Source organism: Enterococcus sp. PF1-24 (genome assembly GCF_029893325.1).
In the GTDB taxonomy this organism is placed as follows: Bacteria; Bacillota; Bacilli; order Lactobacillales; family Enterococcaceae; genus HY326.
In genome coordinates, this window is sequence record NZ_JARXWL010000019.1 from 1 (window position 1) to 19081 (window position 19081).

Below are 19081 nucleotides of genomic sequence, written 5' to 3' on the forward strand. Positions count from 1 at the left end.
ATGAAATGTGAAAAGCCAGCGTCTTTAGGCGCTGGCCGGTTTTAGGGGCTTATAGCCCCAGAGCAAACCACCCTTTTGAAGGGTGGTGCTGATTTATCTCTGCTGTATCTCGCTAGGTAGCAAAATCGTTTCCCTTGTGCCATCGTCAAAAGTATGGACTTCAGTAGGCAATCCGCTGACGTAGCGAAAAGGCAGATCAATGGTGATATCCATTTGGCTTTCTTTATTAGTAAAGCCAATGGAAACAAAGCCCTGATTGTTGATTAAAGTAAAAGTTAATAAGTTATCTAGAGGGAAAAGTCCCTGTAAATCATAATCAATCACAAACCAGATGCTATCAATCAGTTCGCTAGGCATACTGGAAATGACCCCGGTCGATGCATAACGGCGGCGATTCGTATCAAAAATTTCAAACATCGTAAAAACCTCACTTTCTTGGTGGTTTCTTATAAATAAATTTTAGTGACTTGTGCTAAAAAAATCAAACATTACGCTTTTATCTTAAAAATATTCTAAGGATTACTTTTAAGGAAAGAAATTGGCATCGCAAGTGTTGTTATGGTAAATTAGAAGAAGAAATTTTTTAACGACAGGAGCACAGGATGCGGCTAGATAAATTAATTGAAATAAGTTATCAAACTTCTCGTTCAGAAACGAAGCAGTTGTTAAAAAGTCGCCAAGTTTTTGTCGATGGCAAAAGTGAACTTTCTGGGAGCCGCAACGTTGATAGTCAGTTACATAAAATTGAGGTGTTAGGCAAAGGGTGTCCGCAAACGCAACATGTTTATTACTTATTAAATAAACCTCGGGGCGTGGTTACCACCGTTTACGATGCAGAAAAAGAAACCGTGCTTGATTTATTGGCAGCGGCGGATAAGCGAGAAAATATTTATCCGGTGGGGCGTTTAGATCGTGATACGGAAGGTTTGGTGTTTTTAACGGACAACGGGCCTTTAGGTTATGCTTTGATGCAAGCAAAGTTTCAAGTAGCGAAAATTTATGAAGCGCAGATTAATGCTGAAGTGACAGCAGCAGATATTGCGGCGTTTGCTGAAGGAATTGTTTTTGCAGATGGCACTCGTTGTCAACCGGCAAAATTGGAGATTTTAGCAGCTTGCGCTGATGAAAGTCAGGTGCGTTTAGAAATTGTCGAAGGTAAATTTCATCAAGTGAAAAAAATGTTTTTAGCTTGTGGGAAAAAAGTGACGGCTTTAAAACGGCTGCAATTAGGTCCGTTGAAGTTGCCTGCTGATTTAGCAGTGGGCGCTTATCGTCCGTTAAACGAAGCGGAGTTAATGACATTATTGCCGTTTTTTTAATGAAAGAAAAATTGTGAAGTAAGAAGGGTTAGCAATGAAATATCAAACATTATTATTTGACGTTGATGATACGTTATTGGATTTTCAAGCAACAGAACGGGTGGCTTTAAAGCGACTGTTTGCTTTTGCCGGAGTTACGGAAACACCAGCTTTGGTAGCGAAATATAAAGAAATGAATCACGAATTGTGGCGTTCCTTTGAAAGAGGTGAACGGACGCGAGATGAAGTGATTTATCAGCGTTTCGGGATGTTTTTTGAAAGTCTAGGTAAAAAAGTTGATGGCGTGGCTTTGGAAAATCAATATCGCATTTTTTTAGAGGAAGGGCATGATTTAATGCCGGATAGTCGTGAAATCATCACTGATTTAAGTCAGCGGGCGGATTTATATATTGTGACGAATGGTGTTTCCCAAACGCAATATCGCCGGTTAACAGATGCGAAATTATTGCCGTTTTTCAAAGATGTTTTTGTTTCAGAAGATACCGGTTATCAAAAACCGATGATTGAATATTTCGATTATGTCTTTGACCGAATTCCTAATTTTGCAAAAGAGCAAGCCGTCATTATCGGGGATTCTTTAACTTCTGATATTCAAGGTGGGATTACAGCGGGGATTGATACGATTTGGTTAAATCCGCAAAAAACAACTGGGATGATTCAGCCAACTTATGAAATTCAACAATTAACAGAGCTTTACGGCATTTTAGGTAGCTAAAAAAATTTTTCTTAATGGCAGAAAAGGCATAGCATTTCGCTAAGGTTTCGCTATAATAAAGATAATCAATTTAAACAAAATGAAAGAAGGCGGATTTATGGTAGCGGCCAAACCGATTATTATTGGGGTAACAGGTGGCTCAGGCAGTGGTAAAACCAGCGTTAGCCGGGCGATTTACAATCATTTTCCCAATCATTCTATTATGATGTTGGAGCATGATTCTTATTATAAAGATCAAGGTCATTTAACTTTTGAAGAGCGTTTAACGACAAATTACGATCATCCTTTGGCTTTTGATACGGATTTATTGATTGAACATTTACAACAATTGTTAAGTTATCAAGAAATTGAAAAACCAGTTTATGATTATGTGCGCCACACGCGCAGCGATCAAGTAGTTGTGCAAGAGCCGAAAGAAGTCATTATTTTGGAAGGCATCTTGATTTTAGAAGATCAGCGCTTGCGGGATTTAATGGATATTAAATTATATGTGGATACGGACGACGATATCCGCATTATTCGCCGGATTAAGCGGGATATGGAAGAACGCGGGCGGACATTGGATTCGGTGATTGAACAATATTTATCAGTAGTGAAACCGATGTATCATCAATTTATCGAGCCGACTAAACGCTATGCCGATATCATTGTGCCAGAAGGTGGCGAAAACCACGTAGCCATCGACCTAATTACAACTAAGATTGAAAAGATTTTTGCAGAATGCAACGATTAATTTACTGTTAAATGATTTTGTAACAGATCAGAGGAGCTTTTTTATGAAGAAAACCAAATGGTATGGTTACTTATTTGCGTTAATTATGATATTTATGTACGTGATGGGGATTTATGATTTTTTTATGATGCTAACTCATAATGAAGCCTATTACTTAAGCCATAATTATGGACCGCAAGTTATTGAATATTTTACTGCTTATCCCTTTTATTTTATGATTTTTTGGATAATTAACTTATTGGCAGGTTTGGCAGAGCCACTTTTATTCATTTTGAAAAAGAAAGCGGCAGTAATCACCGCCTTAACCGCTACTTTAGCGCAATTTATTTTGTTAGTCTTGACTTTTGCTTTGCGAAATAGGTTGGCTGTTTTAGGAACTGGGGTGGCGCTTTTTGATGTGGGAATTTTACTGCTGACGTTGCTTTTTTACTTGTATTGTCGCCGTCAAGTGTTGCGAGAAAAAGCCTAAAGAAAGGTGGTTGACGTGATGCCGCAAACAATTCGCTATGGCATTTTAAGTGCCGCTCAGATTGTGCCACGTTTTGTGGCGGGTGTGAGAGAGAGTCAAAAAGGAGAAGTTGTAGCGATTGCTTCCCGAAAACTTGAAACTGCGGAAAAAATGGCGCAACAGCTAGCGATTCCGCAAGCTTACGGGAGTTATCAAGCCTTATGTCAAGCGCCAGATGTCGATATTGTTTATATCGCCAACTATAACAAAGGTCATTACGCCGCGGCTAAGCTGGCTTTAGAAAATCAAAAGCATGTTTTATTGGAGAAGCCTTTTACTTTAACTTTGGCGGAAGCTGAAGCTTTATTTGCTTTGGCTGAAAAAAATAATTGTTTTATTATGGAAGCACAAAAAGCTGTTTTTTTACCAGTGATTCAGCAAGTCAAACAATTTTTAGCAGCCGGTCGCCTGGGCAAAATTCAGTGGTTGCAAGCAGTAATGGCTTTTCCCAATATCGACCATTTAACTTGGTTTCATGATTTAGCCGCTGGTGGCGGTGCTTTGCATGGCTCAGGCAGCTATCCTTTGACAGTAATGCAATATTTAACATCTGAAGGAATTGCTGATTTTGCTGGCACGAGTACGTTAACAGCTAGCGGAATTGATGAACAGTGCAACTTAACTTTCCAGCTGGGAGAAAAAATTTTAGGCGATATTTTTTTAACAGTAAATTTAGATTTACCAAGTCAGCTGACAATTTATGGTGAAAAAGGTAGCCTAACCATTCCCTATTTTTGGAAGGGAAAAGAAGCTGTGGTCCACTATCACGATGGCAAAGAAGAAAAAATCAGCACAGATTTCAGCAGTGAATTTGTTTTTGAAGTCAATCATGTCAATGACTGTTTGTTAGCTGGTGAAAAATTAAGTCCGTTGATGACTAAAGAGCGAACGCTGACGACTGTGAAAGTGGTAGAAACTTGCTATCGACAGTGGGAGAAAAAATAATTTATTGCTGTGAAAAAAATTAAAAAGATTGGCAAGCAAGGCAATCTGTGCTAAAGTGTCCTTATGCGACGGGTCGAGTAAGCTAAGTTAAGCAATTAACAAAAAATAGCTGAATGACTGCAGGAGTACACGATTGGCGACAATCACCTGCCGGATGCAGGGGTACTGGGCAAAGGATTTTGTGGAGAAAACTTTGTCTGCTTGTTTACAAGTATTGCAAAAAAAGCTCAAGTTTCTTAGGAAACTTGAGCTTTTTCTTTATCATCAATTTTAGTCAGGTAAAATATCTTTGGTTTTTTCAAATTCTTGTGCGATTTCTTCGGGTGTGTAGGTTTTTTTAACTAAAATGTTTTTGTCGCTATTATTATAGGCTTCTTTTCTAACCATAATATTTAGGTTTTTGCTTAAATCTTTGATTTCAAAAGCAATTGCGCCATCAATTGTTCCACCAGGTTTAATGTTTAATTGACTATTTTCATAACGATCTTTAAATGGTTCGTAATAAGAAAGTCTGTAAGAAGTGTATAAATCATCCTCTGATAAATCGTCTTCTTCAGTTGCGTCAATATAATCCCCAACTTCATTCCAAGCTTCCATTTTTTCATCACTATTATTAACAAGCGTATAAGAGAGAACAACATGACCTGCAGCGTCATCATATTTACCGATGTTTCCTAAGAAATCAACAGCAGTAATTGTAAATGAAATTTCATCATTTTCAAAAGTTGTATTTAATAATTCGCCACTAGCTTTTGGTTCTTCTTTTTTAGTTTCTGTTTTTTTATCAGTAGTTTTTTTCTCTTCTTCGCTAGATGCAACTGTTTTTTCATCGTCATCTTTTTTCGTACTTGGTTTAGTTACCGTTTTTTCGCTTTCTTCTTGTGCTTCCACTAAAGAATCAACCGTTTCTTCTAAAGCATCCACTTTTTTTGCTAGTTTATCAATTTTAGCAGTTGTTGCGGAATCTTCTGTAGCTGAACTACCACAAGCAGACAAAGCTAAAAGACAAACTAAAGCACCAGACAAAATAAATCTTTTTTTCATTTTTATACCCCTTTTTGTAAAAAATTATTTAATTTTTGAAAAATATTTCCTTTTCTATCATATCATTAGTAAAAGTCTTCATCAAGTTTGATAATCATTTCCAAAGGTCTTTGATTGCTACAAAAAACATGCTACACTTGATTAAATGCAGAAAAGGGGCGAAGAGATGCGGATTTTTATTGATGGCGATGGTTCGCCAGTGAAAGCAGAAACGATTGCTTTAGCAGGGGAGTTTGGGCTGTCAGTTGTGATAGTGACCAGTGTTGATCACTACACAACCAAAGAGTATCCGGCTTTCGTTTCTTTTGTTTATGTGGATCAAGGCAATGATGCGGCCGATTATAAAATTGTGAGTTTGATTCAAGCGGGGGATTTATTGATTACCCAAGATTATGGCTTAGCTTCATTAGTTTTAAATAAAAAAGTTCGCGTTTTTCATCAATCTGGTAAAGAATATACGCCAGCCACAATTGATCAAATGTTGGAGCAGCGTTATCACAGTGGAAAAATGCGCCAAGCTGGTGTGCGGACGAAAGGCCCGAAAGCTTTCACTAATGCTGAACGACAAGCCTTTTGTCAGCAGTTAAGAGCAGCTTTGTCGGAAAAATTATGATTTTTTTACAACAGAGAAAGCTTTTGTGGTAGAATATGAAAAGTGTAAATAGACGAAGTGAGATTTGTTATTTAAGATAACTGGTTAATTGGAGGATTTTTTATGAAAATTATTCTATTATATGGTGGTAAAAGTGCAGAGCATGAAGTTTCAATTGTCTCCGCTTTTTCAGTTTTAAATGCAATTTATTATGAATACTATACAGTCCAACTAGTGATGATCACGAAAGAAGGACAGTGGTTAAAAGGTCCGCTATTAACAAAAGCACCAACTAGTGAAGCGGAATTAGATTTAGTCGGTAGCAGCCAAGCGATGCAAATCAATCCTGGTGAGATTAAAGAAGAAGGTGCTGTGGTTTTCCCGGTGTTACATGGACCAAATGGAGAAGATGGCACGATCCAAGGTTTTTTAGAAACTTTAAATATGGCTTATGTGGGTACGGGTGTTTTAACTAGTGCTTGTTGCATGGATAAAATCATGACGAAATACATTTTACAAACAGCTGGGATTCCCCAAGTTCCTTATGTGCCAGTTTTAATTAATCAATGGCAAGAAACGCCACAAGTGATTTTTGAAAAATGTGAAGGCACGCTAGTTTATCCGATGTTTATTAAACCGGCGAATATGGGTTCAAGCGTCGGAATTTCAAAAGCTGAAAATCGTGAAGAATTAGCGGCAGCTTTAATAGAAGCTTATAAATTTGATACCCGTGCGATTGTGGAACAAGGCATTGATGCCCGTGAAGTTGAAGTGGCGATTTTAGGCAATGATGATGTGCGCACGACTTTACCGGGAGAAGTTGTCAAAGATGTGGCTTTTTACGATTATAATGCCAAATATATTGATAATCAGATTACCATGCAAATTCCGGCAGAAACAACGGCTGAAGTACAAGAAAAAGCCCGTGAGTACGCTAAACAAGCTTACACTATGCTGGGGGGCAGCGGGTTAAGTCGTTGTGATTTCTTTTTAACTGCTAAAAATGAATTGTTCTTAAATGAATTAAATACCATGCCAGGCTTTACGCCATTTAGTATGTATCCTTTGCTATGGGAGAATATGGGCTTACAGTATGGGGATTTAATTGAAGAATTAATTCAATTAGCGATTAAACGTTTTGAACAACGTCAAGGTTTATTTGCGGAAGAACGGTAAGAAAAGACCTTAAATTAATAAGGTTGAGATGAGGGAGTCCCCTTTTTCTCAACCTTTTTTACCGGCGTGAAATCGGATTTTTTAGGAAAGAAGGATAACAAAGTGAAGTTAACAGTAGAGGCAATTGCGAAGGCTGTCAAAGCAAAGCAAGGGCGCGGGGATAAAAAGACAGTAATTACTGGTGTCGAGTTTGACAGTCGTAAAATTACAGCGGGGAATTTATTTGTGCCATTGGCAGGCGCTCGTGATGGGCATGATTTTATTGAACAGGCGATTGCCAATGGGGCGACCGCAACTTTGTGGAGTCGCTCTTTAGAGGAAGCTCCGAAAACCATCACGGTAATCTTGGTAGCAGAAATTTTACCGGCCATGCAAGCTTTAGCTAAATTTTATTTAAAAACAGTGGCGCCAGATGTAATTGCTATTACTGGTAGTAACGGTAAAACCACTACGAAAGATATGACGGAAGCTGTTTTAGCGCAAAAATTTGCAACTTATAAAACTCAAGGAAATTATAATAACGATATCGGCTTACCTTATACGATTTTACAAATGCCTGATACGACTGAAAAATTAATTTTAGAGATGGGTATGGACCATTTCGGCGAGATTGAATTACTTTCGCAAATTGCTGAACCAACAGTTGCTGCCATTACGATGGTGGGAGAAGCTCATATTGAAAATTTAGGTTCGCGGGCGGGCATCGCTAAAGCCAAAATGGAAATTGTTAGTGGCTTGCAAAAAAATGGTGTTTTATTTATTCCAGCTGATGAAGAATTGTTGGCAAATGAGGTTGCTGAACTACCACAAAAAGTTAAAACTTTTGGTTTAGCAGCTGGGGATATTGCTGGTAGGGTTATTGCGGAAGAGGCAGAAGCCACCACTTTTGAAGTAGCAGGGGGGAATTTTACGATTCCTGTGATTGGTGCTTATAATGTCAGCAATGCTTTAATCGCTTATGGCATCGGAACTTGGTTTGGTTTAACGATTGCGGAAATTCGTGAAGGCTTAGGGAGTTTCCAATTAACTAAAAATCGGACGGAATGGTTGAAAGCCGCTAATGGTGCGGATATTTTAAGTGATGTTTACAACGCAAATCCAACAGCGATGGCGTTAGTTATCGATACTTTTGTAAAATTACCACGGGCAACTGGGAAAAAATATTTAGTTTTAGCAGATATGTTGGCGTTAGGGGAGCAGTCTTTTGAAATGCATGCTTCTTTGGAAAGTCATATTCAACCAGCAGATGTGGCGGAAGTCTTTTTATATGGACCGGAAATGATGGCACTCTATGTTTTATTAGTGAAAAAATTCCCACAACTAAACGTGCATCATTTTGATCAAGAAAACAAAGCGGGCTTAATTAACAGCTTGAAAAAAGTTTTACAACCAGAAGATGCTGTCATGTTAAAAGGTAGTAACGGTATGCAGTTAAATCAAGTCGTTGCCGCTTTAATGGAGCAAGCAGAAGAAGCGTAAAAAATAACCTATCGCAAAAATCAGTAATGATTTTGCGATAGGTTATTTTGTTTTATTTTAATGGTGTAGTTACGTATCTATTTTTTTGTATAGCCTTTAACTTCAAAAGTTTTAGCAGCTTGCTCATAAGATAAAGTTGAAAAATCAGTGCCTAATAATTCTTTCAGTTTTTCTGTGTCGGCTTTTTCTAAATCGAAATCAAGGGTGACTTCCATCGTGGTATCAGTAAAATCGAAAGTCGCTTTGACGCCTTCAGTATCAGTTAAATCAGCATATTCTTGACTGAAATTTTCTTGTAAATCATCTTTGATTTCATCAGTCCATTCTGTCGCAAAACTTTCCATCGGGTAAGAGGTGGTCTGTTTAATGGCAACAATTTTATCTTTTTTATGCGTTAAAGTGACGTCAACGATTGTGCCGCCAATATCACTTTCAAAAGTATCTGACTGAACTGAAGTGCTACAACCGCTAAAAATTAGTAAAAAGACAAAAGTTAATAAAAATCGTAAAGTTTTTTTCATAATCGGCTCCTTGATTAAATTATTTATTTGCTTGAAGGGTTAAAATTCGACGTCGCTAAAATCGTCGTCATCATCTGAAAAAGTTGGCGCGTCGTAAATCTGTTCTTGATAGTCAGATGTAACTTTTGAAGGTAGACAAGTCAGGACAAATAGCACAAAGCCACCAAATGGAATCAACTGCAAAAACATCAAGGCCCAATGAAAGCCAGCGTCGCGTAGTCTGCGAACCATTATTGATAAACTTGGTATAAAAATCGCTAAAGAGTACAACAATAACACAGCCATAAGTGCAATGGTTACTGAAAAAGAAAAATCAGAAACTCTGAAAGCTGTGACAGCGCTAAAGAAAATAGCACCAAAAATTAAGCTTACATAAATAATGAAATGCAGCAAAATGGCTAGCCAATAATCTGAACGGGTAGTGGTTCCTTCGAAATTTACGTAGTTTTTCCAAAAAGCAAGATAACTTTTAAACATTTAAATACTCCTTATTTTTAAAATAGTGAAAATAATTGCTATAAAAACAGTATAGCAAATAAAGTTATTGGTAGGAATCTCTTTTTTTGTTTGCACAAAAAGTTGGATACGGAGATTCTATGAATAGTTGGAATGAAACGCTAAATATCATTAAACAATTAAATACAGTCTTGGCTTTTTACAGACTTTCCTACGAAGGTTTCCCGTTTTCTGAAATTTTCATAATAATTTGAAATTTTTCGATTTCCGTGCTATAATAGTTCTTTGCAGAAAAAGAAAATTAACGACGAATAAAGTAATCTTTTAGATATATTGAAAGAAAGCTAGCACATCAGTGTTTGGCTTTTCTATTACTTGAAATAAGTGAGTAAATGTGTGCGGAGTGTGGCGAAGCACGGAACTTGGCGACACGGCGGTGAAGAAATCTTTTTTCTTTTCTTTTTCTGAGAATAAATGATGTTACAGTTAATAAAATTGGTTAACTGTAATAATTTCTAAGAATAAAGAAAACGTAGGAGGATTTTTTTTGAAATTTAAAGAATTAAATTTATCACCAGAGATTTTAGCAGCAGTAGAACGTTCAGGTTTTGAGGAAGCAACACCCATTCAGGCGGAAACAATTCCGTTGGCTTTAGAAGGTAAAGACGTGATTGGGCAAGCACAAACAGGAACAGGGAAAACGGCTGCTTTTGGTTTGCCAATGTTAGAGAAAATCGACACTAGCAAAGGAATTTTACAAGGGTTAGTTATCGCCCCTACTCGGGAATTAGCGATTCAAACTCAAGAAGAATTATACCGTTTAGGTAAAGAGAAAAAAGTTCGGGTTCAAGCTGTTTATGGTGGCGCTGATATCGGCCGTCAAATTCGTGGCTTGAAAGATCGTCCCCATATCGTTGTAGGGACACCTGGTCGGATGTTAGATCATATCAACCGCCACACTTTAAAACTATCAACTGTGGAAACATTAGTTTTAGATGAAGCAGACGAAATGTTAAACATGGGCTTTTTAGAAGATATCGAAAGCATTATTTCTAAAGTGCCAGCTGAACGTCAAACGTTGTTATTCTCAGCAACAATGCCACCAGCAATTAAAAATATCGGCATGAAATTTATGCAAAATCCTGAGCACGTTCAAATTAAAGCCAAAGAAATGACAGCAGATTTGATTGATCAATATTATATCCGTGCTAAAGACTTTGAAAAATTTGATGTAATGACTCGTTTGTTAGATGTTCAAACACCTGAATTAACAATCGTTTTCGGTCGAACAAAACGCCGGGTAGACGAATTAGCTCGTGGTCTTGAAGCCCGTGGTTATAAAGCTGAAGGAATTCATGGTGATTTATCACAACAAAAACGGATGAGCGTTTTACGAGCATTTAAAGGTGGTAACTTAGACATTTTAGTTGCTACAGACGTAGCGGCTCGTGGTTTAGATATTTCTGGCGTAACTCACGTTTACAATTACGATATTCCACAAGATCCTGAAAGCTATGTTCACCGGATTGGTCGGACAGGCCGGGCAGGAAAAGATGGTATTTCAGTAACTTTCGTAACTCCAAATGAAATGGGCTATTTACATGTGATTGAAGGTTTAACGAAAAAACGCATGTCTCCAATGCGCCCACCAACCGAAAAAGAAGCTTTCGTTGGTCAATTAGGCAATGCGATTGAAGAAATTGAAAGCAAACTTGATGAAAATGGTTTGGATAAATATTTACAAACAGCTGATAGCTTATTAGAAAAATATAGCGCCCAAGATTTAACAGCCTTGTTATTAAAAACTTTGGCAAAAGATCCAACATCAGTTGTTCCTGTTAAAATTACCCCTGAACGTCCTTTACCAGGTACGAAAAAATCACAAGGTGGTCGCGGTGGCGGCGGTAAAGGTGGTTATAACCGTAATCGTAAAGAAGGCGGCAACGGCGGTGGTTACCGTGGCAACAATAAAAATAGCGGCGGTAAAGGCGGCAGCCAACGTTCGAAAGAATATGGCAACAATAAAGGTGGCGGCAACAAAGGCAGCCAAAACAAAAACAGTAACTGGAGCGGCGGCAAACGTCGTAGCGATAAAAAATCAAGCTCTGGTTTTGTTATCCGCAACAATAACGATTAATAGTAAAGTGAGTGGGACAGTGAGTTTTTGTCCCGCTCCTTTTTTTGAAGCCTAAGTTAGCTAGCAAGGGATTTACTGTTTTTTTCAAAGCGAAAAGTGAATTGTAACTAGGCTTTTTCGTTTTTTTTTGCTAAAATAGAAATCAATTCAGCGATTTTACAAGGAAGACTGTGATAAGATGATAAAGGGCATTGGAATTGACGCTTTAGATTTGGCACGCGTGAAAGAAATTTTAGAAAATAAACCACGTTTTCCGCAACGGGTCTTGACGCCGGCTGAGTTTCAGCAATTTAGTCAGTTGCCACCTCATCGTCAAGTAGAATATTTAGCAGGCCGTTTTTGTTGTAAAGAAGCTTTTGCTAAAGCTTGGGGGACCGGGATTGGTAAAGGCGTTGGTTTTCAAGAAATTGAAATCTTAAGCAACGAATTAGGGGCGCCAGTAGTTACGCAATCCCCTTACAAAACTGGGCAGGTTTTTGTGACGATTACCCATACAGCAACGGTAGCGATGGCCCAAATTTTATTAGAGGGAGAGTAATAGCTATGGTAACTTCTTATTATCGACCAACCAAGGCAATTATACATAAAGAGCGAATTACTTATAATGTTGCCAGTGCTTTACAAAAACTCCCAGCCGGTACCGAACTTTTTGCAGCGGTTAAAGCAGAAGGTTATGGTCACGGGGAAATTGCAACGGCACAAGCGGCTAAAAAAGGTGGCGCAACCGGTTTTTGTGTGGCGACTTTAGATGAAGGAATTGCGTTACGACGCGCCGGTTTTAGCGAACCAGTTTTAGTGTTAGGGATTGTTGAACCAGAATTTGTTTTAGTTGCTTTAGAGGAAAAAATTTCTTTAACGGTGGCGACGAATGAATGGTTGCAAGCGGCGGCAACAGTTTTAGCTGACGTGGAAACCGCAACCGAATTATTATTACATATTAAAGTTGATAGTGGCATGGGACGAATTGGTTTTGCTGAATTACCAAGTTTGTTAACGGCTGTTGCAACGATTCAAAACAATACAAAAATGTGTTGGCAAGGAATTTTCACCCATTTTGCTACAGCGGATAGTGGTGACCAAGCTTATTGGCAGCAACAAGTTCAGCTGTTTAGCCAGTGGTTACAAGCTTTACCGACATTACCCCGCTACGTTCATACTGACAATAGTGCGGCGCTACTATTTCACGAAGATCAGTTAGGCAATATGGTTCGTTATGGTGTCGGTATGTATGGCTTAAATCCTGCTGGCGGAGAATTGACACCGTCTTTAGATTTACAACCGGCGCTAGAGCTTGTTTCTAAATTAGTCCAAGTGAAAAAAGTTCCCGCTGGCGCTTTTATTGGCTATGGAGCGACTTATCAAAGTCAACAAGCTGAATGGATTGGCACCGTGCCGATTGGTTATGCTGATGGTTGGTTGCGAAAAATGCAAGGATTTTCATTATTAGTAGAAGGGGAATTTTGTGAGATTGTCGGTCGGGTCTGTATGGATCAACTGATGATTCGCTTACCAAAAGCCTATCCCCTAGGAACAACAGTCACATTAATCGGCGAAAATGGCACTCAAGAAATTACGATGCAACAAGTGGCGGAGCATCTAGATACGATTCACTATGAAGTTGCTTGTTTAATTTCTAGCCGGATTCCTCGAGAATATACAGAATGAGGTTTTTTAACAATGGTTAAAAGAGGAGATATTTACTATGCGGATCTCTCGCCGGTCATTGGTTCTGAACAAGGTGGCGTGCGACCGGTATTAGTGATTCAAAATAATTTAGGTAATCATTTTAGCCCAACGATTATTGTAGCAGCAATTACCGCTAAAATGGCTAAGCCTAAGCTGCCTACCCATATTGGCATTCATGCGGATAGCCGTGGAATTGCCCGTGATTCAGTTGTTTTGCTAGAGCAAATTCGTACAATTGATAAAAGTCGTTTGCGGGAAAAAGTTTGTCAGTTAGATAAAACAACGATGCTGAGTGTCAATCAAGCACTTTTAATTAGTGTTGGTGTTGAAATGGCAGAAGTTGAGGAGAGTATCTGAAAATAGAAATTCTGTGTTGTTTGCTAAATGAGCAAATAGCACAGAATTTTTTTGCGTTGACAGTTAAGAAATAATTAAGGATTAGTTAATAATGGCGTTAAGGTTTAGCAGTTATTCTATAGATATAGAATAAAGAGTAAGTAAGGAGTGGGGAAATGGACGATTTGTTTATCCAAGCAGTTACAACAGTGTTGGGGAATTTTCTTCTTTTTGGCACCATACCATTAATATGGTGGGGGATTTTTCATCGTAAAGAACAATCATTTACGGAGTTTGTAGGTTTGACTAAGCCGCAATTGACGAAACCTGTCGGTGTATTAATTGTGTTTTTGATTTTTTATGGGTTATTTATGATTTACGGTGAAGATTTAACTTTTGCTTTTGTGGATAAAGAACGATTAGCGGGAATTATTGCTGAAAGCGGGAGTACATCAAAAGGAGAATATGCAGGTTTAGCTATGTTGGCTGCTGGACCAGCGTTTATTAAAACCGTTTTAGGGAATGGTTTTTGTGAAGAATTATTCTTTCGGGGCTTTTTAGTCAAACGTTTTAAAGAAAAAATGAGTAGTTGGTTGGCTGTGTTTTTTGTAGCGGCTTTGTTTGCGGGAATGCATAATGTGCTGTTTATACTTACTGGGTTACCAGTCGGTGTTGCCTATCATCTAGGTAGTTTTTTATTTGTGACACTTGGTTCAGCGTTACTAGGGCTTGCCAATGAAAAAATCTTTAATGGTTCTATTTGGCCAAGTATTATTTTACACGGATTTGGAAATTTTATTTTTGCAATGCTGGGCGCTTTTTAAAAAGACGAGCGTGAGTTGATTCAACTCACGATCGTCTTTTATTATCGATAGTTAAATTTTAGTCAATAGTATGTGATTTTGTTCGATCTTCTAACATTTGTTGGAGGATTTTTTTGATTTCACTTAAGTCGTATGGGCTACAAAAATCACCATAAGTGTAAACTTGTTGGTGAGGATTGGCTTTAATTAGCTGCTCAGTGGCAACATTTGAAACTAAAATATCGTATTCTTTGCCATCTTGAAAAGGTAGCACTTGAACGGGATAATTTTTCCCTAGTTCTTGTTGAATGGTTTGAATCACTAAATCTTCTAAATAAGGATTTAACGATTGGTGAACCGCTACGGTAATCAACTCTTGATTAAATTCAGCTAGTTGATTGAAAATCGTTGTATAATTGAGTTCCGCTAACTGATTACTAAAAGCTTGCCGCTCGTGATAATCACTAAAGGTTGTTTGGCAAAAATTAATTAATTTGCGGATATCTTGAGCTGTGTAAGAAGCTCGCAATTTTTGGGCTAATTCATTTAAGCTCCAACTATCAAAATTAATAATCACACCGTCAAAATAATAAATTTGTGAGTGAAATTGATAAAGCAGGTGCTCAATGTAAGCCAAGCGTTGCTCAGAAATCGTTGGCGATAAATAATTATGAACTTGCAAGTAGTTTAAAACCATTTGAGACATAAAGTTAATGTAAGAATGATCCGCTTTATGAGCTTTGGCTAACCGATAAGAGAAACTTGTCCGTGGTGAAAAGTTCCGCATGCCACAGAAAAAGTCATAAAACATATAAGCTTCATAAATCGAGTATTGTGGTTCACTTTTAACGGAATAATTAACTAAAATGCGATTGATTTCGTTAAATAGTGGTCGTTCATAACTATCATAAGCCGGATTGAAAACAAATTCTTGATTGCGATTTAAACGTTTAGCTGAAATTTTCATCCATAATTTAATTTGTAAAATTTCTGATGTTTGAAAATCAATTGCTAAGTCATGACTTAGTTGATTAATAAAGCTAACATATTGGTTTGACGTTTCATTGGCAAAGGTTTCTTTATCTTCTGATAAAAACCAGTAAAAACAGAAAAAGAAATAGCGAATTTGTTTTTCTTCACCAACTAAGCGGCGGCGTTTAATTTTTAAATGAAACTCTTTTAACAAATCGTTCAACTCGGTAATTCGGCGGTAGTAAGTGGCGGAGCTGATATTGTGCTCTGCTTGAAACATCTCGCTAGGAATTTCTCCCCGCTCGAAAAGATGTTGCAAAATTTTATATTTCATCGAGTTTTGCAAAAAGATTTGCGTACAGTGCTCAATTGGGAAAGTGGCTGATTTTTCCAGAGAGACTTGGTCGCTTTCAATTGTTAGTTTTAACTGAGCGCCAAAATCTTCTTTTTGGATAAAAGCGATAATTAAGCGGAGATATTCATTTAGGGTGTTGAAGCTTAGTTTAAAGACGCGAACCAGCTCAGCTTTGGTGACTATGTTTTGGGTATTATATAGGTAGAGAATAATATCGTTCATTACATCGTATGGCTTTTCAAGAAAATCCCGTTTATACATAGTGCACCCCCTTTTTTATCCTGTTAACTGAAAATATAGCCCAACCACAAGCTATAAGATATTTTAATTCAGTTAAATTTTAATGACTAATTGTGTTTTTCTTTACAATAAAATGACACATCTATTACAAGGATACTTCAACCAAGGAGAAATTTCAATGTTTTTTAGAAAAATCTAGCAAACCCTTGTAAAGACGAATTATTTTTTAAAATTTGAGACCTAAAAACGGGCAATTTATGTTATTTAAATACTTTTTTATGGTAATATGAACAGGAAAATATATTTTTCTTAATCAGTATGGTAAAATTTAAGTGAGTAACATGTTGAGAAAATATTTCGCTAGTTGATAAAATACACTTGATATTTAACTGGATTTTTGATAAACGACGTTAGAAGGTACGTGGTGATTTCCATTTAAAAGCTAGAAATAGCGTTTGTTGAGAACTAAATCACGCATTTTCCTTTTGGTACATTAAAGGAGTAATAAGATGAAAACAATTATTATTGGCGGTTCCCATGGAGGCATTCAAACAGCCTTAACATTAAAAAAAGTTAAACCTAAAGATACAGTCATTGTTTATGAACGCAATGATTTTATTAGCTTTATCGCTAGTGGCATTAATTTATATTTAAAAGGTGCGGTAAAAAAATTAGCTGATGCGCAACTGTTTAAAGAAAAAGAAGTGGCTAAAGCCGGCGTTGATTTAAAAAAACGCCATGAAATTACCGCCGTTGATTTTGCAGAAAAACGCGTGGAAGTCAAAAATTTAGCTACCAATCAAGTCAGTTGGGAAAGCTACGATTCGTTAGTTTTGGCGATGGGTTCCACTCAAAAATCGGTGGAGCTATCGGAAGAATCTGACGGCGATTTTGTGAAAACTTACAAGAGCTTTGCAGAATCACAAACTTTGTTAGCTGAAATTGAAGCGGCTGAGTCAATCACGATTGTTGGCACTGGCTATATTGGGGTGGAATTGGCTTGCACCTTCTGTCAAATCGGCAAGGGTCATAAGATTAATTTAATCGAAAGTGGTTCGTCCATTTTAAATCGTTACTATGAAGAAAAATTGGTAGCGTCAGTTGAAACGGTTTTTAAAGAAAATAATGTCAAATTGCTGTTAAATGATACAGTATTTAGCGTAGCACCTTTAGCTAACGGTAAAAAATTAGTTAAAACTACTAAAACGGAATTAGAGAGTGACTTAATTATTTATGCCATTAATGGGCGCCCGAATACCGGTTTGTTAGAAGGGCAAATGATTACTTTGCCAGACCATACGATTAAAGTCAATGAATATATGGAAACCAGCGTTCCTGATGTTTATGCGGTGGGGGATTTGGTGGCTTACCCAGTCACTAATGTTCGCGGCAGAATGTATACGCCGTTAGTGAATGAAACGGTGCGGACCGCTAATGTGGCGGCCATGAAAATTGCCGGAATGCCAGTCAAGTATCAAGCAAACCAGCGAACGACTTTTACCAAAGTTTGTGGTCGCTATCTTGGTAGTATTGGCATGACGGTAAAACAAGCCGACTTTGAAGGCCGCGATTATAAAACCTTTTTATATGAAACCAAAGATGGCAACGGTGAGTTATTGCAACTGTTTTTAGTTTTTGACGAAGTTAGTTATGTGGTTTTAGGTGCGCAAGTGACTGGTTCAGAAAATTTAAATGGCGTGATTGATTATCTCTCTTTAGTGATTAACCGCCAAGTGACAGTGGAAGAGTTGGTTACGATGGATTGCGCTTTTCATCCAGAAATTAATCTACCTTACCATTTTATTAATGAAGCAGCTTTACGCTGTATGCAAAAACAATTACGTCGCAGATAAAGTATAAGATTGTTGTGGGAAACCATGACAATCTTATTTATATCCCTTAGTTTTCGGTTTTAGCAGGAGCATTTTTGAAAATGTGACGGATTTTAGCGAGAGCTTTTAATAATCTCGAAAAAAATGTTTAAAATAAGTGGTTAATTATGATATGATTAAAGGGAGTGGAAATATTTCCTGATGTTTTTTGTTAAACAGAATGATTAAAATGATAAAGGTAAAACATGAGAGGTGGTAACAAAATGGTTGCATTGTTTAATTTTGGTAAAAAGAAAAAAGATAAATATGAAGATTTCGATGAGTTCGACGATTTTGATGAATTTGATGATGATGAAGATTTCGACGACGAAGATGAATTTGATGAGTATGATGATGACGAGGACTTCGACGATGAAGATTATGATGATGACGAAGAATACGACGACGATGACGACTTTGAAGATGACGACGATGATGAAGAATACGACGACGAAGATTTCGAAGATGACGATGAAGACACCGTCGATTATTTAGCTGAAATTAGCGAATTACAAGCAAAAGTTGCTGAATTAGAAGCAGCCAACCAAGCCCTTAAAAATCAGCCAGCTAAAATGACTGATGTGGCTGAGTTAGAACAAAAAATTGACGAACAAGAAGTTACAATTAGCGTTCTAACGACTAAATTGACTGAAACTAGATCAACAGAAATTACTGATGTGTTGAAAACACCTGAATATTTAATCTTACAAGATAAATACGCTGAGTTAAAAGCGGAGTATGATCAAAGCCAAGTTTCAGATGTTACTTTAAGTTTAACTCGTGAAGATATTGCAGAAATTTTAATGCAAGCAAAAGTGCAAGCGAAGAGTATTATTCGTAAAGGCACTGAGCAACGAGAAGAAATTTTACAAAAAGCCGATCAAGATGCGGCTGAAATTATTGTTAACGCTCAACGCAAAGCAGATGAAATTGAAGTGGCTGGCCAACAACGAGCTGATTCTTTAGTGAATGAAGCCAAAGGTCGCGCAGAAGTAGTGATTGCCGATGCCGAAGAGAAATTAAACGATTTTAAACGTTCTTCTGCTGAGTACAAAGCTAATTTTGAAAAAGCTAAACAAGAATCATTAATGCTGATGGATCGCTTAATTGCTGAATCAGAACAACTAGAAAATTCAAACTTGGAAATTAGCGAGTAGTAAGTTAGCAGGCTGGAGGGAAAAATTCCCCTGACA

Annotated in this window: 20 protein-coding genes; 15 read left to right on the plus strand and 5 right to left on the minus strand. The window is 37.5% G+C overall.

The genetic code is table 11. From position 1 onward, the window contains the following. Positions 1-93 precede the first annotated feature (93 nt). Positions 94-417: a DUF960 domain-containing protein gene (locus M2139_RS09270; protein WP_280738556.1), complete on the minus strand. Its 324-nt coding sequence runs from the start codon at positions 415-417 to the stop codon at positions 94-96. 185 nt (positions 418-602) lie between these two features. Between M2139_RS09270 and M2139_RS09275 the strand changes: the two genes are divergently transcribed. The 5 genes from M2139_RS09275 (at position 603) to M2139_RS09295 (ending at position 4220) form a co-directional block, all read left to right on the plus strand. Then, entirely contained in the window at positions 603-1319 is a 717-nt protein-coding gene (locus tag M2139_RS09275; RefSeq protein WP_280738557.1) for a 16S rRNA pseudouridine(516) synthase, read from the plus strand. A gap of 34 nt (positions 1320-1353) precedes the next feature. Beyond that, positions 1354-2034 (plus strand): YjjG family noncanonical pyrimidine nucleotidase, encoded by a 681-nt coding sequence (locus M2139_RS09280; protein ID WP_280738558.1) that lies wholly within the window; start codon positions 1354-1356, stop codon positions 2032-2034. A gap of 97 nt (positions 2035-2131) precedes the next feature. Further along, positions 2132-2767 (plus strand): uridine kinase, encoded by a 636-nt coding sequence (udk, locus tag M2139_RS09285; protein ID WP_280738559.1) that lies wholly within the window; start codon positions 2132-2134, stop codon positions 2765-2767. Between the two features lie 43 nt (positions 2768-2810). Next, positions 2811-3236: a hypothetical protein gene (locus M2139_RS09290; protein ID WP_280738560.1), complete on the plus strand. Its 426-nt coding sequence runs from the start codon at positions 2811-2813 to the stop codon at positions 3234-3236. A gap of 18 nt (positions 3237-3254) precedes the next feature. Then, positions 3255-4220: a Gfo/Idh/MocA family oxidoreductase gene (locus M2139_RS09295; RefSeq protein ID WP_280738561.1), complete on the plus strand. Its 966-nt coding sequence runs from the start codon at positions 3255-3257 to the stop codon at positions 4218-4220. Positions 4221-4490: 270 nt separating this feature from the next. Here M2139_RS09295 and M2139_RS09300 read toward each other — a convergent pair whose 3' ends face one another. After that, on the minus strand, positions 4491-5264 hold the full coding sequence (locus M2139_RS09300) for a DUF5067 domain-containing protein (RefSeq protein ID WP_280738562.1): 774 nt from the start codon (positions 5262-5264) through the stop codon (positions 4491-4493). 166 nt (positions 5265-5430) lie between these two features. Between M2139_RS09300 and M2139_RS09305 the strand changes: the two genes are divergently transcribed. The 3 genes from M2139_RS09305 (at position 5431) to murF (ending at position 8511) form a co-directional block, all read left to right on the plus strand. Then, a complete protein-coding gene (locus M2139_RS09305) occupies positions 5431-5877 on the plus strand; it encodes a YaiI/YqxD family protein (protein ID WP_280738563.1) in 447 nt (148 codons plus the stop codon). Between the two features lie 102 nt (positions 5878-5979). Beyond that, a complete protein-coding gene (locus M2139_RS09310) occupies positions 5980-7032 on the plus strand; it encodes a D-alanine--D-alanine ligase (RefSeq protein ID WP_280738564.1) in 1053 nt (350 codons plus the stop codon). Between the two features lie 102 nt (positions 7033-7134). Further along, entirely contained in the window at positions 7135-8511 is a 1377-nt protein-coding gene (gene murF, locus M2139_RS09315; RefSeq protein WP_280738565.1) for a UDP-N-acetylmuramoyl-tripeptide--D-alanyl-D-alanine ligase, read from the plus strand. A 77-nt stretch (positions 8512-8588) separates the two neighbouring features. On the opposite strand, the gene M2139_RS09320 is transcribed toward murF, so the two are convergent. Together M2139_RS09320 and M2139_RS09325 are read right to left on the minus strand one after the other, a co-directional pair. Then, a complete protein-coding gene (locus M2139_RS09320; RefSeq protein ID WP_280738566.1) occupies positions 8589-9032 on the minus strand; it encodes a DUF1307 domain-containing protein in 444 nt (147 codons plus the stop codon). Between the two features lie 39 nt (positions 9033-9071). Beyond that, positions 9072-9509, minus strand: a complete 438-nt coding sequence (locus M2139_RS09325) for a DUF805 domain-containing protein (protein WP_280738567.1) — start codon at positions 9507-9509, stop codon at positions 9072-9074. 526 nt (positions 9510-10035) lie between these two features. Here M2139_RS09325 and M2139_RS09330 point away from each other — a divergent pair. The 5 genes from M2139_RS09330 (at position 10036) to M2139_RS09350 (ending at position 14471) form a co-directional block, all read left to right on the plus strand. Next, positions 10036-11625 (plus strand): DEAD/DEAH box helicase, encoded by a 1590-nt coding sequence (locus M2139_RS09330; RefSeq protein WP_280738568.1) that lies wholly within the window; start codon positions 10036-10038, stop codon positions 11623-11625. A 178-nt stretch (positions 11626-11803) separates the two neighbouring features. Further along, complete coding sequence (gene acpS / locus M2139_RS09335) at positions 11804-12163, plus strand: holo-ACP synthase (RefSeq protein ID WP_280738569.1); 360 nt, start codon at positions 11804-11806, stop codon at positions 12161-12163. A gap of 5 nt (positions 12164-12168) precedes the next feature. Then, positions 12169-13290 carry an alanine racemase gene (gene alr, locus M2139_RS09340; RefSeq protein WP_280738570.1) on the plus strand — a complete coding sequence of 374 codons (1122 nt, stop codon included), beginning with the start codon at positions 12169-12171 and terminating at the stop codon, positions 13288-13290. A 12-nt stretch (positions 13291-13302) separates the two neighbouring features. Next, positions 13303-13668 (plus strand): type II toxin-antitoxin system PemK/MazF family toxin, encoded by a 366-nt coding sequence (locus M2139_RS09345; RefSeq protein ID WP_280738571.1) that lies wholly within the window; start codon positions 13303-13305, stop codon positions 13666-13668. Positions 13669-13823: 155 nt separating this feature from the next. Further along, the gene (locus tag M2139_RS09350) at positions 13824-14471 is read left to right on the plus strand and encodes a CPBP family intramembrane glutamic endopeptidase (RefSeq protein ID WP_280738572.1); all 648 of its coding nucleotides are present in this window, start codon (positions 13824-13826) and stop codon (positions 14469-14471) included. Between the two features lie 58 nt (positions 14472-14529). Here M2139_RS09350 and M2139_RS09355 read toward each other — a convergent pair whose 3' ends face one another. Further along, on the minus strand, positions 14530-16038 hold the full coding sequence (locus M2139_RS09355) for a helix-turn-helix domain-containing protein (RefSeq protein WP_280738574.1): 1509 nt from the start codon (positions 16036-16038) through the stop codon (positions 14530-14532). Between the two features lie 488 nt (positions 16039-16526). Here M2139_RS09355 and M2139_RS09360 point away from each other — a divergent pair, with 488 nt between their 5' ends. Beyond that, positions 16527-17870: an FAD-dependent oxidoreductase gene (locus M2139_RS09360; RefSeq protein WP_280738575.1), complete on the plus strand. Its 1344-nt coding sequence runs from the start codon at positions 16527-16529 to the stop codon at positions 17868-17870. A 242-nt stretch (positions 17871-18112) separates the two neighbouring features. Continuing rightward, positions 18113-19045 (plus strand): hypothetical protein, encoded by a 933-nt coding sequence (locus M2139_RS09365; RefSeq protein ID WP_280738576.1) that lies wholly within the window; start codon positions 18113-18115, stop codon positions 19043-19045. Positions 19046-19081: the final 36 nt, after the last annotated feature.

Coding starts and splice junctions, on each gene's coding strand:
- M2139_RS09270 (WP_280738556.1), bottom strand. CDS start 417: ATGTTTGAAATTTTTGATACGAATCGCCGCCGTTATGCATCGACCGGG.
- M2139_RS09275 (WP_280738557.1), top strand. CDS start 603: ATGCGGCTAGATAAATTAATTGAAATAAGTTATCAAACTTCTCGTTCA.
- M2139_RS09280 (WP_280738558.1), top strand. CDS start 1,354: ATGAAATATCAAACATTATTATTTGACGTTGATGATACGTTATTGGAT.
- udk (WP_280738559.1), top strand. CDS start 2,132: ATGGTAGCGGCCAAACCGATTATTATTGGGGTAACAGGTGGCTCAGGC.
- M2139_RS09290 (WP_280738560.1), top strand. CDS start 2,811: ATGAAGAAAACCAAATGGTATGGTTACTTATTTGCGTTAATTATGATA.
- M2139_RS09295 (WP_280738561.1), top strand. CDS start 3,255: ATGCCGCAAACAATTCGCTATGGCATTTTAAGTGCCGCTCAGATTGTG.
- M2139_RS09300 (WP_280738562.1), bottom strand. CDS start 5,264: ATGAAAAAAAGATTTATTTTGTCTGGTGCTTTAGTTTGTCTTTTAGCT.
- M2139_RS09305 (WP_280738563.1), top strand. CDS start 5,431: ATGCGGATTTTTATTGATGGCGATGGTTCGCCAGTGAAAGCAGAAACG.
- M2139_RS09310 (WP_280738564.1), top strand. CDS start 5,980: ATGAAAATTATTCTATTATATGGTGGTAAAAGTGCAGAGCATGAAGTT.
- M2139_RS09320 (WP_280738566.1), bottom strand. CDS start 9,032: ATGAAAAAAACTTTACGATTTTTATTAACTTTTGTCTTTTTACTAATT.
- M2139_RS09325 (WP_280738567.1), bottom strand. CDS start 9,509: ATGTTTAAAAGTTATCTTGCTTTTTGGAAAAACTACGTAAATTTCGAA.
- acpS (WP_280738569.1), top strand. CDS start 11,804: ATGATAAAGGGCATTGGAATTGACGCTTTAGATTTGGCACGCGTGAAA.
- alr (WP_280738570.1), top strand. CDS start 12,169: ATGGTAACTTCTTATTATCGACCAACCAAGGCAATTATACATAAAGAG.
- M2139_RS09345 (WP_280738571.1), top strand. CDS start 13,303: ATGGTTAAAAGAGGAGATATTTACTATGCGGATCTCTCGCCGGTCATT.
- M2139_RS09350 (WP_280738572.1), top strand. CDS start 13,824: ATGGACGATTTGTTTATCCAAGCAGTTACAACAGTGTTGGGGAATTTT.
- M2139_RS09355 (WP_280738574.1), bottom strand. CDS start 16,038: ATGTATAAACGGGATTTTCTTGAAAAGCCATACGATGTAATGAACGAT.
- M2139_RS09360 (WP_280738575.1), top strand. CDS start 16,527: ATGAAAACAATTATTATTGGCGGTTCCCATGGAGGCATTCAAACAGCC.
- M2139_RS09365 (WP_280738576.1), top strand. CDS start 18,113: ATGGTTGCATTGTTTAATTTTGGTAAAAAGAAAAAAGATAAATATGAA.